13 protein-coding genes and 1 pseudogene are annotated in these 15,102 nt (G+C 73.8%); 5 read left to right on the top strand and 9 right to left on the bottom strand.

Annotated features, from left to right (window positions below):
• Positions 1-5 precede the first annotated feature (5 nt).
• Positions 6-1,001 (bottom strand): GlxA family transcriptional regulator, encoded by a 996-nt coding sequence (locus KGS77_RS31040; protein ID WP_242586424.1) that lies wholly within the window; start codon positions 999-1,001, stop codon positions 6-8.
• A 178-nt stretch (positions 1,002-1,179) separates the two neighbouring features.
• Between KGS77_RS31040 and KGS77_RS31035 the strand changes: the two genes are divergently transcribed.
• From KGS77_RS31035 to KGS77_RS31025, 3 genes are all read left to right on the top strand, one after another.
• Positions 1,180-2,052 carry a hypothetical protein gene (locus KGS77_RS31035; RefSeq protein ID WP_242586423.1) on the top strand — a complete coding sequence of 291 codons (873 nt, stop codon included), beginning with the start codon at positions 1,180-1,182 and terminating at the stop codon, positions 2,050-2,052.
• 237 nt (positions 2,053-2,289) lie between these two features.
• Positions 2,290-4,746, top strand: a complete 2,457-nt coding sequence (locus KGS77_RS31030) for a Tex family protein (protein ID WP_242586422.1) — start codon at positions 2,290-2,292, stop codon at positions 4,744-4,746.
• A gap of 217 nt (positions 4,747-4,963) precedes the next feature.
• Positions 4,964-5,815, top strand: coding sequence for a hypothetical protein (locus KGS77_RS31025; protein WP_242586421.1), 852 nt, complete (start codon positions 4,964-4,966; stop codon positions 5,813-5,815).
• Positions 5,816-5,961: 146 nt separating this feature from the next.
• Here the strand turns inward: KGS77_RS31025 and KGS77_RS31020 are convergent, their stop codons facing one another.
• The 8 genes and pseudogenes from KGS77_RS31020 to KGS77_RS30985 form a co-directional block, all read right to left on the bottom strand.
• Complete coding sequence (locus KGS77_RS31020; protein ID WP_242586420.1) at positions 5,962-6,984, bottom strand: ABC transporter permease; 1,023 nt, start codon at positions 6,982-6,984, stop codon at positions 5,962-5,964.
• Positions 6,985-6,987: 3 nt separating this feature from the next.
• On the bottom strand, positions 6,988-7,974 hold the full coding sequence (locus KGS77_RS31015) for an ATP-binding cassette domain-containing protein (RefSeq protein WP_242586419.1): 987 nt from the start codon (positions 7,972-7,974) through the stop codon (positions 6,988-6,990).
• Positions 7,971-8,465, bottom strand: coding sequence for a lasso peptide biosynthesis B2 protein (locus KGS77_RS31010; protein WP_242586418.1), 495 nt, complete (start codon positions 8,463-8,465; stop codon positions 7,971-7,973). The genes KGS77_RS31015 and KGS77_RS31010 overlap by 4 nt, the downstream gene beginning before the upstream one ends.
• Positions 8,462-8,722: a lasso peptide biosynthesis PqqD family chaperone gene (locus KGS77_RS31005; RefSeq protein WP_242586417.1), complete on the bottom strand. Its 261-nt coding sequence runs from the start codon at positions 8,720-8,722 to the stop codon at positions 8,462-8,464. The genes KGS77_RS31010 and KGS77_RS31005 overlap by 4 nt, the downstream gene beginning before the upstream one ends.
• Positions 8,719-10,614 carry an asparagine synthase-related protein gene (locus KGS77_RS31000; RefSeq protein WP_242586416.1) on the bottom strand — a complete coding sequence of 632 codons (1,896 nt, stop codon included), beginning with the start codon at positions 10,612-10,614 and terminating at the stop codon, positions 8,719-8,721. The genes KGS77_RS31005 and KGS77_RS31000 overlap by 4 nt, the downstream gene beginning before the upstream one ends.
• A 246-nt stretch (positions 10,615-10,860) precedes the next feature.
• Positions 10,861-10,989: a lasso RiPP family leader peptide-containing protein gene (locus KGS77_RS30995; RefSeq protein ID WP_242586415.1), complete on the bottom strand. Its 129-nt coding sequence runs from the start codon at positions 10,987-10,989 to the stop codon at positions 10,861-10,863.
• A 212-nt stretch (positions 10,990-11,201) separates the two neighbouring features.
• Positions 11,202-11,984, bottom strand: a complete 783-nt coding sequence (locus tag KGS77_RS30990) for an ABC transporter permease subunit (protein ID WP_242586414.1) — start codon at positions 11,982-11,984, stop codon at positions 11,202-11,204.
• A 25-nt stretch (positions 11,985-12,009) separates the two neighbouring features.
• Positions 12,010-12,906, bottom strand: a pseudogene (locus tag KGS77_RS30985) (ATP-binding cassette domain-containing protein); the annotation flags it as partial.
• Positions 12,907-13,073: 167 nt separating this feature from the next.
• Between KGS77_RS30985 and KGS77_RS30980 the strand changes: the two are divergent.
• Both KGS77_RS30980 and KGS77_RS30975 read left to right on the top strand, forming a co-directional pair.
• Entirely contained in the window at positions 13,074-14,396 is a 1,323-nt protein-coding gene (locus tag KGS77_RS30980) for a sensor histidine kinase (protein WP_242586413.1), read from the top strand.
• Positions 14,393-15,100: a response regulator transcription factor gene (locus tag KGS77_RS30975; protein WP_242586412.1), complete on the top strand. Its 708-nt coding sequence runs from the start codon at positions 14,393-14,395 to the stop codon at positions 15,098-15,100. The genes KGS77_RS30980 and KGS77_RS30975 overlap by 4 nt, the downstream gene beginning before the upstream one ends.
• The last annotated feature ends 2 nt before the right edge of the window (positions 15,101-15,102 follow it).

Here is a 15,102-nt window from a genome sequence, read left to right as displayed (position 1 = left end):
AGCGGTCAGCGCCGGTACGTGGAGGCGAGCGGAGCGGACGGCAGCCCCACCGGTACGGTCCGGAAGCGCCGGCGGTACTCGGCGGGCGCCGCGCCCAGGGTCCGTACGAACGCCCGGCGCATCGATTCCGGCGTGCCGTAGCCGCAGCGGCGGGAGATCTCCTCGACGCCGTCGGCGGTGTCCTCCAGGAGGCGGCGGGCGGCCTCGATACGTACCCGGTCGACGTAGCGGCCCGGCGTCATGCCGACCTCCGCGCGAAAGGCACGGGCGAAGTGGCGCGGCGAGAGGCTCGCGCGCTGTGCCAGGGCCTCGACGGACAGGTCGGCGGCCGGGTTCTCGGTGATCCACTGCTGTACGTCGCGCAGCGGGCGGCGTTCGGCGGTCTGCGCGGCGAGCTGGACGGAGAACTGCCGCTGGTTGCCGGGCCGGCGCAGGAAGACCACGAGGTGACGGGCGACGGCCAGGGCCGTGTCCCGGCCCAGGTCCTCCTCCACCAGGGCCAGGGCCAGGTCGATGCCGGCCGTGACGCCCGCGGAGGTGGCCACGTCGCCGTCCCGTACGTAGATCGGGTCCGGGTCGACGCGCACGGCGGGGAAGTTCTCGGCCAGGGCCGCACAGCGCGTCCAGTGGGTCGTAGCGCGCCGTCCGTCCAGCAGTCCGGCCGCGGCGAACAGGAACGCCCCGGTGCACACCGACACCTTGCGCCGGGCGTGCGGCGCGTGCTCGCGCAGCCAGGCGACCAGCCGCGGGTCCGGGGCGCGGGTGCCGCGCCCGCCCGGCATCAGGAGGATGTCCGGCGCCCCGGCGTCCGCCAGCGAGAGGTCCGGGGCCAGGGTCAGGTCGCTGGAGGTACGGACCGGGCCGCCGTCAAGGGTGGCGGTACGGACCCGGTAGGAGCCGGGGACGCACCGCGAGGCCCCCGTGAACACCTCGACCGGGCCGGTCACATCAAGACTCTGGACGCCCTCGAAGAGGACGACCAGCACGTCGCGCTGTTCCATGCCGTCATCCTGGTCGGCGCTCAGTCCCGGCGGCAATTGACAGCAATGACGAAAACCCCACCTTTACGGCCATGGGCATGCGACCGTGACCCCGGGCGACCGTGCGCGGCCGGATCGTACGCAGAGTGGGCCGGACCTGCTCTCACGGCCATACCGACGGGTCGGTAACCTGCCGGGCATGACCTTCACGACCACGCTTCCCGAGCGCGCCGGCCGCCGCTGTCACAACGTGATCAATCCCCTTCACTCGTCGGTCTACTTCGCGCCGGAGTTCCCGGCCGAGCTGGCCGGGCTCGGCGTCCAGGACCCCAGTGCCGCCTACTTCGTCGGCCGGGCCGCGGCCATGGGCGCGGTGGGCCCGGGCACCGTCACCGCCACCTTCTACAACTTCAGCCACGACCTGATAGCCCGCCACCTGCCCCATACCTGGTCGGTGGTCACGCCCCAGGACGTGCTGGCCGCACGGCTGCGGGCCGCCGACGCCACCTTGCGCCGGCTGCTCGGGGACGCCGTCGTGGAAAGCCCGGAAATGGCCGAGGCGGCCGAACTGGCGCTGCGCGCGGCGCAGGGCTGCTCCCGGCCCGCCCGGCCGCTGTATGCGGCCCACGCCGACCTGCCGGTGCCCGATGCCCCGCATCTCGCGTTCTGGCACGCGGCCACGCTGCTGCGCGAACACCGCGGCGACGGGCACCTGATGGCGCTGCTGGACGCGGAACTGGACGGGCTGGAGGCGCTGGTGACCCACACCGCCACCGGCCGCGGCATGAGCCCGAAGGCCGTACAGCGGACCCGTGGCTGGTCCGCGACGCAGTGGGAGGCGGCCAAGGACCGGCTGCTGCTGCGCGGTCTGCTGGACGAGGAGGGCGAGTTGACGGCGGCGGGGACCGAGCTGCGCCGGAGCCTGGAGGAGACCACGGACCGGCTGGACCGGGGCCCGTACGAGTACCTGGGCGCCGAGGGCGTGGCCCGGCTCACCGAGCTGGCGACCGCCTTCACCACGGCCGCGCTCGCGGCGGGGGCCTTCCCGGCGGAAATGTTCGGCAAGGGCTGAGCGCCTGTGCGGCCGGGCGCGCCGGTCCCGGAAGGTTTGGCCCCGGCCGCCCCGGGAGCTGCCGGCCCGCCTCTCCGGCCCGCCTGTCCGGCGCGGCGTCCCGGAGTGGGCCCGCCGGCCGCGGGCGAGTGCCGCTTCTCACACCTCGCCGCTCCGGACGGCGGCACGCGACAGCCCGGCCCGCCAACCTGCACAATGCAGGCTCAAGCAAGCGCTGGAAGGCGGGTCAGGATCAACGTGACGGCATCCACCGAGTCCATCGGGTCCACAGGAACCACCGGATCCATCGAAGCGAGGATCGCCGAGGAGCTCGGCGTCAGAGAACGGCAGGTGAAGGCCGCCGTCGAACTGCTCGACGGCGGCTCGACCGTGCCGTTCATCGCCCGCTACCGCAAGGAAGCGACCGAGATGCTCGACGACGCGCAGTTGCGCGCCCTTGAGGAGCGGCTGCGCTATCTGCGGGAGCTGGAGGAGCGGCGCACCGCGATCCTGGAGTCCGTACGGTCCCAGGGGAAGCTGGACGCCGCCCTGGAGGCGCGGCTGCGCGAGGCGGACTCCAAGGCCCGGCTGGAGGACATCTACCTGCCCTACAAGCCCAAGCGGCGGACGAAGGCGCAGATCGCGCGGGAGGCGGGCCTGGAGCCGTTGGCCGAGGGCCTGCTGAGCGACCCGTCCGTGGAGCCGGCCGCCGCGGCGGCGGCGTTCGTGGACGCGGACAAGGGCGTCGCCGACCCGGCCGCCGCCCTGGAAGGCGCGCGGGCGATCCTCACCGAGAAGTTCAGCGAGGACGCGGACCTGATCGGTGAGCTGCGCGAGCGCATGTGGACGCACGGGCAGGTCGTGGCCAAGGTGCGCGAGGGCAAGGAGGAGGCGGGCGCGAAGTTCGCGGACTACTTCGACTTCGCCGAGCCGTTCACCGAGCTGCCCTCGCACCGGGTGCTGGCGATGCTGCGCGGCGAGAAGGAGGAGGTCCTGGACCTCTCGATGGAGCCGCAGGCGCCGTCGGAGGCCGTCGAGGGCCCCAGCGCGTACGAGCGGGCCATCGCCCACCGCTTCGGGATCACCGACCGCGGCCGGCCGGGCGACCGGTGGCTGCTGGACACCGTGCGCTGGGCCTGGCGTACCCGCGTACTGGTCCACCTCGGCATCGATGTGCGGCTGCGCATCCGGCAGGCCGCCGAGGACGAGGCCGTACGCGTCTTCGCGTCCAACCTGCGCGACCTGCTGCTGGCGGCGCCGGCCGGCACCCGCGCGACGATGGGCCTGGACCCCGGTTTCCGTACGGGCGTCAAGGTCGCCGTGGTGGACGCGACCGGCAAGGTGGCCGCCACCGAGACGATCTACCCGCATGTGCCGCAGCAGAAGTGGGACGCGTCCCTGGCGACGCTGGCCCGTCTCGCGCGCGAGCACGGCGTCGAGCTGATCGCGATCGGGAACGGTACGGCGTCCCGGGAGACCGACAAGCTGGCGGCCGACCTGATCGCGGCGCACCCGGAGCTGAAGCTGACGAAGGTGATGGTCTCCGAGGCGGGCGCCTCGGTGTACTCCGCCTCCGCCTTCGCCTCCCAGGAGCTGCCGGAGCTGGACGTGTCGCTGCGGGGCGCGGTGTCCATCGCGCGCCGGCTCCAGGATCCGCTGGCCGAACTCGTCAAGATCGACCCCAAGTCGATCGGGGTGGGCCAATACCAGCACGACCTGTCCGAGGTGAAGCTCTCGCGGTCCCTGGACGCCGTGGTCGAGGACTGCGTCAACGGGGTCGGGGTGGACGTCAACACCGCCTCCGCGCCGCTTCTGTCGCGGGTGTCGGGGATCAGCTCCGGGCTGGCCGAGAACATCGTCGCCCACCGGGACGCCAACGGCCCCTTCCGCGCCCGCAAGGCCCTCAAGGACGTGCCGCGGCTGGGCCCCAAGGCGTACGAGCAGTGCGCGGGCTTCCTGCGCATCCGCGACGGTGAGGACCCGCTGGACGCCTCCAGCGTGCACCCGGAGGCGTACCCGGTGGTGCGCCGGATGGTGAAGGCGGCCGGTACCGAGGTCGCCTCGCTGATCGGCAACACGACGGTGCTGCGCGCCCTGAAGCCCGCCGACTTCGTCGACGACTCCTTCGGACTGCCGACGGTCACCGACATCCTCCAGGAGCTGGAGAAGCCGGGGCGCGACCCGCGGCCGGAGTTCAGGACGGCCACCTTCAAGGAGGGCGTGGAGAAGATCGGTGACCTGCGGCCGGGGATGATGCTGGAGGGTGTGGTGACCAATGTCGCCGCCTTCGGGGCGTTCGTGGACATCGGGGTCCACCAGGACGGCCTGGTCCATGTCTCCGCGATGTCCAAGAACTTCGTCAAGGACCCGCGGGACGTGGTGAAGTCCGGGGACGTCGTACGGGTCAAGGTCATGGACGTCGACATCCCGCGCAAGCGGATCTCGCTGACGCTGCGGCTGGAGGACGAGCCGGGCGACGGCGGCGAGCGCAAGGAGAGGGGCGAGCGGGGCAGGTCCGGCGAGCGCGGCGAGCGGCGGGGCGGTGCGCCCCGGCAGCGCCAGGGCGGCGGCCGGGCGGGCGACGGCCGGCAGGGCGGTGACCGGCAGCGGGGCGGGGACCGCCGGGGCGGCCGGGACGCCGCGCCGGCCAACGGCGCGATGGCCGACGCGCTGCGCCGGGCGGGCCTTTTGGGCAAGGAGCGCGACGGGCGCTGACGGCGAAGGGGCGGCCGGCCGGACGGCGGGCCGCCCCTTCGTGTACCCCGCCTCGCGGCTCCCCTCCACCGGCCCCTCGCCCCGGGTGCGGCCGGGACACGGGCCGGGACAAGGGCGTGACCGTACGCCCAAGCGCCCGGGACACGGGACCTCCTACGGTGTTGGCGACCGGGGCCACGGGGCCCGTGGTGATGTTCCCGACGTAAGGGGAAGAACCATGCCGCGAGAATGGGGCCGACGGCACGTACTGCGTACCGCGCTCGCCGCCACGGCGGCCGTGGGCGCCGGACAGACGGGCTGGGCCGCCACCGCGGCAGCCGGCCCCGCCTCCGGCGCCGGTACGGGGGCCGGCACGGGCGCCGGTGCCGCAACAGCCGCCGGCCGTGGCAGCGGCCCGGACCTGCCACCGGTCCCGGGCATGCACGGCGACCGCAGAGCCAACGAGATGTGGTACCTGCTCGACCAGTTGACCTTCTACCACCCCTCCCAGGAAGTTCGGGACGCCTACAACGCGATCGGCAGCTACCTGGGCGGCGGCATCGAACTGCCGCTGCGCGACAGGTGGCTGGAGATGGTGCGGACGCCTGAGTACCCGCGCAACTTCACCGCGTTCGTGACACCGGTCAAGCAGCCCATGGAGGTGCTCTCGCGGGTCCAGTTGCACGTCTACGAGGAGACGGTCTACGGCCCGGGCGACCCGCGTCTGACGGCGGCGTTCGGGTACTTCGGCGAGGGCGTGCTCTACGACCCGCGCAGCGAGGACCCGGCCACCCCCGTACACACCATGGGCTACGGCCCCAACGGCGAGCCGCCCATCGGCTACCACGTCTGGTACGTGTACCTGCGGTCGATGATGTTCCTGGGCATCGCGCGGGAACGCTGGGCGCGGATCGCGCCGCTGATCGCCTTCGCGTGGGCCCTGCAGTCGCTGGCCAAACCCGCCGAGGGGCGGGTCAATCCGCCGCTGCCCCGGCGGATGGTGGCCGAGCAGGCCGTACGCCGGCTGCCCCGCGGCACCCGGCAGCTCGACCAGGACTTCCAGTCGCTGCCCTATCCCAGGGACCTGTAGGGGCCTGTAGGGACCTGTAGTTCACGCGGGGAGCCGGCGTCACCGCCCGACGGCCGCCGGCTCCCCGCGCTTTCCGTGCCCCGGCCCCGGCGGGCCGGTCGGTCGGCGGCCGGGTCGGTCGATGGCCCGGCCGGCCGGCGGCCCGGTCAGTCGGCGCGCGAGAAGCGGCGGGTCGCCACCGCCAGGGCGAACAGGGCCAGCAGCAGCACCCCGCCCGCCTCCAGCAGGACCGGCGGGGTCCACTCGCCCCACTGCGGCCCCTTCGCCGTACCGCCCAGGTCCAGGTTGCCCGGCAGCGTACGGCGCAGCGCGTCCACCCCGTACGTGACCGGGTTGAGCCGGACCACGATGCCCAGCCAGCCGGGCAGCCCGCCGACCGCGAACATCGCGCCGGACAGGAACAGCAACGGTCCCATGGCCAGGCTCACCGCGATCTGGAAGGTCTCGATCCGCTTGATGCACACCGCCGCGACCACGCCCAGGGCGGTGAATGCGAAGGCGATCAGCGCGAGTTCGAGCAGGGCCAGCAGCAGACGCGGGTGGTAGGGGATGCCGACGGAGCCGGCCAGCGCCAGGACCAGCGCGCCGTAGCAGGCGCCCGAGGTGGCGCCGCCCAGGGACGTTCCGGCCAGCAGCGCACTGCGGCGCACGGGCGCCACCAGCATCTGGCGCAGGAATCCCGCCTGGCGGTCCCAGACGATCGAGGACCCGACGGCCAGGGCGGGGGCCTGTACGGACATCACCAGGACGCCGGGGAAGAGGTAGGCGCGGTAGTCCTGGAAGGCCGTACCGCCGCTGCCCAGCGCCGCGTTCAGCCCGGTGCCCAGGATGAACAGGAACATCAGCGGGGTCAGCAGTCCCATGGCGATCCGCAGCCGGTTCCGCCCGAACCTGATCATCTCCCGCCGCCACAGGACACGTACGGTCCGCAGGTCCCGGGCGAGGGCGGCGGCCGGACGCTCCCGGCTTTCCTCCGCGCCGCGCTCGCGGACCGGGGGCGGGGCGTTCGGCCCGTCCGGCGTTTTCGTCAGGTTCACCGGGTCCGTCGGGTTCGTCGGATTCACCGCGCTCATCGGGTCCGTCGGGTCCGCCGGGTCCGCCGGGGTCACGGCCGTGCCGCCGCCCGGCCGTCCCTCCCCGGTCCCGGCCGGCGTTCGGGTGCGGGCCATGCTCTACCTCCTCATCACCGGGCCCGGGAGCAGCATCGGCCCGCCGCCCTCGGCCTCCCGGATCGTGCGGCCGGTGTAGTGCAGGAAGACGTCGTCCAGCGTGGGCGGCGTCACGGTCACCGAGTGGACGGGTACGGCGAGTTCGGCGCACAGTCGCGGGACGAAGGCCGCCCCGTCCGCCGTACGCAGTTCGACCCCGTGCGGGCCGGTGGTGGCGTCCAGGCCGAAGCGGTCGCCCACCGCCTGTGCCGCCGCCCGGTCGTCGCCGGTGCGCAGGGTGACCAGATCGGCGCCGATCACCGCCTTCAGCTCCGCCGGGGAGCCCTGGACGACGAGTTCGCCGTGGTCGATGACGGCGATCCGGTCGCAGTTCTCGGCCTCTTCGAGCTGATGCGTCGTCAGGAACAGGGTGGTCTCCTGCTCGCGGCGCAGCCGGTGCAGATGCTCCCAGATCGCCGTACGGGTCTGCGGGTCCAGGCCGGTGGTGGGTTCGTCCAGGAACAGCACGCGCGGGGTGTGCAGCAGGCCGCGGGCGATCTCCAGCCGCCGTCGCATGCCGCCGGAGAACGTACGGACCGGGGTGTCCTTGCGCGGCGCCAGGTCGACGAGTTCCAGCAGTTCGCCGACGGCCCGGCGGGCCCGGTCCCTGGGGACGCCGTACAGGTCGGCCTGGAAGCGCAGGTTCTCCTCGGCGGTCAGGTCCGCGTCCAGGGTGGACTCCTGGAAGACCAGCCCGATCCGGCGGCGCACCCGGTCGGGTGCGCGCGCCACGTCGTACCCGGCCACCTCGGCCCGGCCGTAGGTGGGGCGCAGCACCGTCGTCAGCATGCCGATGGTGGTGCTCTTGCCCGCGCCGTTGGGGCCGAGGAAGCCGAAGGTGATGCCCGCGGGCACGGTCAGGTCCAGTGCGGTGACGGCTTCGTGGGTACCGTAGAACTTGGTCAGTTCCTCGGTGCGGACGGCCGGGGCGCTCGCGGTGCCGGCGCTCATGGGCGGTGCTCCTGACGCGGCTGCGATGGGTCCGTACGGGGCTGTGACGTGCCCGTACGAGGCTGCCGCGGGCCCGTACGCGGGTGCCGCACGCTCATGGTGACGTGGTAGAGGGCCATGTCCTCGCTCTCGCCGACCGCCGCGCCCTGCGCCTCCACCCACGCGTGGGCGCGGAAGGGCCGGGTCCGCACGCCCGTGCACCAGTCGGGCCAGGTGCCGCGCAGCCGGCACAGCAGCGCCGTGGCCACCGACCGCTGCAGACAGCCCTGTCCGGCGCAGCGGGCGCTGACCGAGACCACGGCCTGCCGGGCGCTCAGCGTCCGGTCCGCGCGGGCCGGGCGGGCGCCGTGGCGCAGGGCGCGCAGCACCTGTCCCAGGCGGTGCGGCGGGAGCAGGATCAGGGCACGGGCCGCTGCCACGGCGCACCGGGCGGTGATCTGCCGCCGCCGGCTCAGCCGTACGGGCAGTTCGGAGACGACCGGGACGGTCATGACGGCTTGACCAGACGCGAGGCGCGCAGCGACTCCAGCAGGGCCCGTACGTCGGCCAGGGCGCGCTCGGCGGCGTCCGGGCAGTCGCGGGTCAGCAGGCGGGCGCTCTCTTCGGGCGAGTGGCCGGCCAGCAGCAGCCGCAGGATCTTCGCGCCGGTCCGGTTCAGGTGCCAGTAGCGGCCGTCCCGCTCGTTGAGCAGGACCAGTTCGTCCTCCACGTCGGTGGCGCTGACGTGGGAGGGCAGGGTGAGGGTCATCGTGGGTCTCCTGTCGCGAGGACGGCCGGGGCGGGCGCCCCGGCGGGCGAACGCAGCCAGCTCTCGCAGGCGAGGGTGTGCTCGTACGGGGCGAGCTGGTAGGTCTCCTGGCCGGGCCGCAGCAGCGCGGCGCGCAGCGCGGGGGCGTCGACCAGCCCCCGCGCGGCCAGCCGCAGGTCCTGGCACCACTCCAGCAGCGCCCGCTGGTTGCGCTGCAGCCCTTCGTACGCCTCGGCACCGAAGTCCCCTTTGGTGCGGCGGTCCAGCACCGGCTGCGGGACGATGCCGCGCATGGCCGCGGCCAGCACCGGCTTGTAGCTGCCGCGCCGGAAGCGGTCCTCGATCCGGATGGTCAGCGCCGCCTCGACCACCCGGTCGTCCAGGAACGGCGCCTGCCAGCGCACACCGAACCGGGCCATGGCCGCGTCCATCTGCCGCACGTTGGCGCCGCCGAACAGCACGTTCTCCAGGATCTGGTGCTGGGCGCGGCCCGGTGCCAGCGGCGGCTGCCCGGCTGCGGCGCCCTCGTACAGCAGCGAGCGCACCGCCTCGACGGCGTCGCGGGTGGCCCAGGCCGGCATCCGCGGTTCGGCTCCCCAGCGCAGGCGTACGTCGGTGGGGCGGCGCAGCGGGTCGGCCAGGGTGTCCGCGGTGACGGCCAGCGAGCGGGCGAAGGTGCCGGAGTGCAGGAGTTCTTTGACGGTGGCGCGCAGCGGCCAGCGGTTGGCGGCCCGGCAGCGGTGGACGACGGGCAGGCTGCGCAGCGGGTGGGCGCGCGCCAGCGACCACAGGTAGGTGGGCAGCGTGATGAACAGCTCGTCGCCGCCGACGCCGATCAGATGCAGGCCGGAGCCGTCGGCCGCGACGGTACGGGCGACCTGTTCCATGTGCAGCCGGTTGCGGTTCCAGGTGAAGGGGCCCTCGGTGGCGGCGCGGGCCTCGTCGGGGCGCGGCGGGGCCTCGTACCAGGTCGGGCCGGAGCGCGCCGGTACGACGTGGTGGCGGGCACGCGGCAGGTGCGCGGCGGCCTGTGCGGCCCAGTGCGCGTCGTCGTTGGCCGGGTCCAGCGGCTTCCAGTGGTGGGTGATCAGGTCGGCACCGCAGGTGTCGGCCAGGAAGCACAGGCTGGTGGAGTCCATGCCGCCGGACAGGTCGGCGCTGAGGGTGCCGTGCCGGCCGGCCCGTACCGACAGGGCGTCCAGCAGCGCCGCGCGCACCGCCTGCGCCGCCTGCCTCGGTGTCGCGTCCGGCTCGGGCGGCTGCCACCAGCGCACGGTGCGCGAGCGCCCGTCCGCGTCGGTGTGCAGCCAACTGCCCAGCGGGAGCTGATCGATCCCGGTCCAGACGGAGCGCATGCTCAGCGGCCAGGGGATCAGCGGGGCCAGCAGCCGTACCGCGAGGGTGGCGTCGTCGGTACGCGCCCCGGTGAGGGCGGTCAGGGGCGCCGGGGAGGCGGCGGCCACCGTGACGCCCGCGACCCGCGTGTGGAAGACCTGCCGGTAGGTGGACAGGGTGCCCTGCGTACGGGTCCGGCCGTCCATCGAGGCCGCCAGGTGGAAGACGCCCGGCAGGGTGCGGGCCACGGCGTCCAGGTCGTGCGGGGTCCGCGCGGCGGCAAGGGCACGCCGCGCGGTGCCGGCGTCCAGGCGGGTGGTGCCGAGCAGCGCCAGCCGGCGGGGGCCCGCGGTGACCAGCGTCAGTTCCTCATCCGTCCAGTCACCCAGCAGCCAGGGCCGCCCGGAGGCATGGGTGAGGGTCCGGGTCAGGGACGGGGTCCGGGCCGGGGACGGAGTCCGGGCCGGAGACCGCGCGGCATCACGGCCCGCGGCCTGCCGGGCCGCCTCGGCGATGCCGTCGGCCGCCGGGCTGTCCGGGAGCACCAGAAATTCCATGGCTCCTTCTTCGGGCTCGGGGCTCAGGGCTCTTCGGCTTCGGCCGGCGGGGCGTGGTGGATCTTCCGTACGTTCTCGCGCGCCCGTCGCACGTGACGGACGCGGGCCCCCGTTACACAGCCCGCACCGAAGGGTGCCGCGCCTCAGCGGAGATGCTGCGCGCCGGCTGTACTGCCCTGTGAGGTCGGGGAGGCGGATGCCCGGGCGGTGCGGGGGCCGCGTGGCATCGGCCCCCGCACCCGGGTATCAGCAGGCGAACGGCGTGCTGAGACCGAACCAGTCGTGCGGGCAGCCCCAGATGCCGAGGGTCAGGTCGGCGAAGTCGCCGATCTCGACCAGCGTGGGGGGCTCATATACCGTCTCGAATTCCGCCATGGTGCTCACCATCCCTTGATATGGGTTGTGGGCACGGACCGCCGCCGCGAGGTCCGGCAGCGGTCCGTGCGCCGTGAACTCCTCGAAGGTAAGCGGCCCGTCGCCCCGGGCACATGAGCGTCCCGTCCCGTCCGGGTCCCGTCCCCGGTCCCGGGCCACATGCCCCGATCCCGGGTCCCGGAGGGGGAGACCGGGACCCGGGGGCTCAGGGGTCAGGCGTCGCGGCGGCGCAGCAGGAGGTATCCGCCGAGGAGGGACGCGGCGGTCCAGCCCACCAGGACCAACAGTCCGGCCAGCGGGCCCATGTCATGGCCGAGGTCGGTGGTCCTCGGGACCACCCGCATGATCTGCAGTCCCGCCTGGTCGGGCAGGTACTGGGCGACCGCTCTCAGGGCCGGGATGTTGGCCAGGACCGGGGAGACGATGAAGAACAGGGGGATCAATATGCCCAGGGAGAGGACGGAGCTGCGCAGCATGGTGGCCACGCCTATGGAGAAGGCACAGATCAGCGTCATGTAGAGGCAGGTGCCGAGCGTCGCGCGCAGCACCCCGGGGTCCCCGAGGGAGACGCCGTGCGGGCCGAGGGTGCTCTGTGCGGTGAAGAACGTGACGACGGTGGTCAGGACGGATACCGCGGCGGCCACGAGCGTGCCGGCCAGTGTCTTGGCGGCGTAGAACGCTCCCCGGCGGGGTACCGCGGCCAGCGAGGCGCGGATCATTCCGGTGGTGTACTCGGAGCTGACGGTCAGCACGCCGAACGCCACCAGCATGAGCTGGCCGAAGGTCAGGCCGTAGAACCCGGCCATGACCGGGTCGAAGGAGCGCTGCTGGTCCGGTGGCATGGCGGAGAAGCGGTCGTGGAAGGCCATGGCGAAGACCAGGCTGATGCCCACGCTGATGACGAACGTCAGCAGGGGCGTCCACAGGGTGGAGCGCACCGTACGGATCTTGATCAGTTCGGCGGAGAGGACCGCCCTGGCGGCTGCCGTGCTCATGTGCTTTCCCCTCCCGGGCGGGCCCGGCGTGGTACTCCACGGCCGGTGCCGTCAGCCGCATGAACGCCTCCTCCAGCGAGGCGGTCCGCGCGCTGACCTCGTGGACGGTCAGCCCGTTGGCGGCGGCCAGTTCGCCGACCTCCGAGGGAGCGGCCCCCACCGCTTCCAGCGTGCCGTCCGCCGCCCGCTCGACGTCGATGCCCCGCGCGGTGAGCACCTTGTGCATCCGCTCGGGGTCGGGGGTACGGACCCGGACGCTCGTACGGGAGTTGCGCTCGATGAAGGAACTCATGCTGGTGTCGGCCAGCAGCCGGCCCTGCCCGATGACGATGAGGTGGTCGGCGGTGATCGCCATCTCACTCATGAGGTGGCTGGAGACGAAGACGGTGCGCCCCTCCCCCGCCAGTTGCTTCATCAGGTTCCGTATCCACAGGATGCCTTCGGGGTCCAGTCCGTTGACCGGCTCGTCCAGCAGCAGGATCCGCGGGTCCCCCAGGAGGGCCGCGGCGATGCCCAGCCGCTGGCTCATGCCCAGCGAGAAGCCTCCGGCGCGCTTGCCGGCCGCGCTCTCCAGCCCGACCAGCTCGATGACCTCGGCGATGCGCCGCCGGGGGATCCGGTTGGTACGGGCGAGCCACAGCAGGTGGTGGTAGGCGCTCCGGCCGCCGTGCACGGACTTGGCCTCCAGCAGCGCGCCGATGTGCCGCAGCGGCTCCCGCAGCCCGTCGTAACGCCGGCCGTCGATCAGGACCTGCCCCTGATCCGGCCGGTCCAGACCCAGCATGACGCGCATGGTGGTGGACTTGCCCGCGCCATTGGGCCCCAGGAAGCCGGTTACCCGGCCCGGCAGCACCTGGAAGGACAGCCCGTCCACGGCCACGGTCCGCCCGTAGCGTTTGGTGAGGTTCTTGACATCGATCACCCCGCAAGGCTCCCGCCGCCGGGCACCGCGGCGCGTCGGAGCGTCCGGCGAGTTCCGGCCTCGGCCCCCGGGCTGACGGACGGCCGCCCGCGGCGTACGGGATCAGCCCCTCGGATGACCACCCGTGGGCGGACGCGGGCGCGGGCCGGGCCGGATACGCTCGGGGCATGTCCGAACCCGCCCCGCGCCCGGTGCTGGTCCAGCCGCTGGGCCGCGGCCAACTGGTCGTGCTCGACGGGCTGGCGGCGCTGCTCTTCGCGACCGTTCCACTGATGCTTCTGTACGGGCGGGGGAGCCCCGCCGACGCCGCGCCGGACCTGCCTTTGTGGGCGGTGTGCCTGATCGCCGCGGGGACCGGCCTGCCGTGCGCGGTGCGCCGGCTGTGGCCGCTGCCCGTCTTCGCCCTCGTCCTGACGCTGTCCGTCCTGGGCCTGGCCCTGGGCGCCGTACGTGACCCCTTCACCGCCGCGGCGTTCGCGCTCTACACCGTCGCGCTCACCGGGTCCCGGCCCCGGTCCGTGCCGACCCGGGTCATCGGGGGCCTGAGCACGGCCCTGCTCCTCCTGTGCACCCTCGCGGGCACCCGCGGCATGTGGAACCAGGCCCCGGGCACCGCGCTGGTGGGCTGTGCCGTGCTGGGCGGGGCGTGGACCGTGGGGCGGGCGGTGCGGGACCGGCGTGCCTACGCGCAGCGCGCGGCACGGGAGTTCGCCGAGCTGGCGGTGGCCGAGGAGCGCCTGCGCATCGCCCGCGAGATGCACGACATCGTCACCCACAGCATGGGGCTGATCACGGTCAAGGCCGCGGTGGCCAACCATGTCGGGCGGGCCCGCCCGCAGGAGGCGTACGACGCGCTGCGGGTCATCGAGGACATCGGCCGCGGCGCGCTGCGCGAGATGCGGTATCTGCTGGACGCCTGGCGTACGGAGGAGGGCGACGCGGACGCGGGCCTGGCCCCGGCACCCGGGGCCACCGACCTGGACCGGCTCATCGACCGGGCCCGACTGGCGGGCATCACCGTCCGGCGGGAGGTGCGCGGCGTCGCCTCGCTGCCGGACGGGGTGGCGCTGACCGTCTACCGGATAGTGCAGGAGGCCCTGACGAACGTGGTCAGGCACGCCGCTCCGACGCACTGCCGGGTGGCCGTGACGGCCGACGGCCGCGACGTACGGATCGAGGTGCGCGACGAGGGACGCGCCGTGCCCGCCGAGAGGCGTGCCGCGCCCTTGGGGGACGGCGAGGCGGGCGAGGGCCAACTCTGCGGCGGCCACGGCCTGATCGGCATGCGGGAGCGGGTCGCGGTGTACGGCGGGAGCTTCACCGCCGGGCCCCTGTCCGACGGCGGCTACCGCGTACGGGCCCGTATACCCTACGAATCCACCGTCCGGCCCGCCGGGAGAACCGACGGCCACACCGATGGGGAAGCCGATGGGGAAAGCGGCGGGGCATCCGGCGAAGGGGACCGGCGATCCGACAAGGAAGCAGTGTGAGCGACCAGATCCGCGTGCTCGTCGCCGACGACCAGGCGCTGCTGCGCGGCAGTTTCCGCGTCCTGCTGGAGGCCGAGCCCGGGCTGACCGTCGTCGGTGAGGCGGCGACCGGCGCGCAGGCCGCCGAACTGGCCGCCCGCGAGCGCCCGGACGTGGTGCTGATGGACGTCCGGATGCCGGAGATGAACGGCATCGAGGCGACCCGGGCGATCTGCGGGTCGCCCGCCACGGCCGCCACCCGCGTGCTCATCCTGACGATGTTCGACCTGGACGCGTATGTGTACGGGGCGCTGCGCGCCGGGGCCAGCGGCTTCCTGCTCAAGGACACCCCGCCCGCCGACCTGCTCACCGCGGTCCGGGTGGTCGCCTCCGGCGAGGGGCTGCTGGCGCCGAGCGTGACCCGCCGGCTGATCGCGGAGTTCGCCGGCCGGCCCGAGCCGGCCCAGCGGCCGTCCCGGGAACTGGCGGGCACCACCGACCGCGAACGCGAGGTGCTCACGCTCATCGCCCGCGGCCTGTCCAACGCCGAGATCGCCGGCCATCTGCACGTCAGCCCCGCGACGGTCAAGACACACGTGGGGCATCTGCTGGGCAAGCTCGGCGCCCGGGACCGGGCCCAACTCGTCATCGCCGCCTACGAGACGGGCCTGGTCACCGCGGCCCGTCCACGCTCCGGAATGCGGCCCGAAGGCCCCGGGGACTGACC

This window comes from Streptomyces sp. MST-110588, assembly GCF_022695595.1.
Classification (GTDB): Bacteria; Actinomycetota; Actinomycetes; order Streptomycetales; family Streptomycetaceae; genus Streptomyces.
This window is presented reverse-complemented; position numbering and strand designations above follow the sequence as displayed.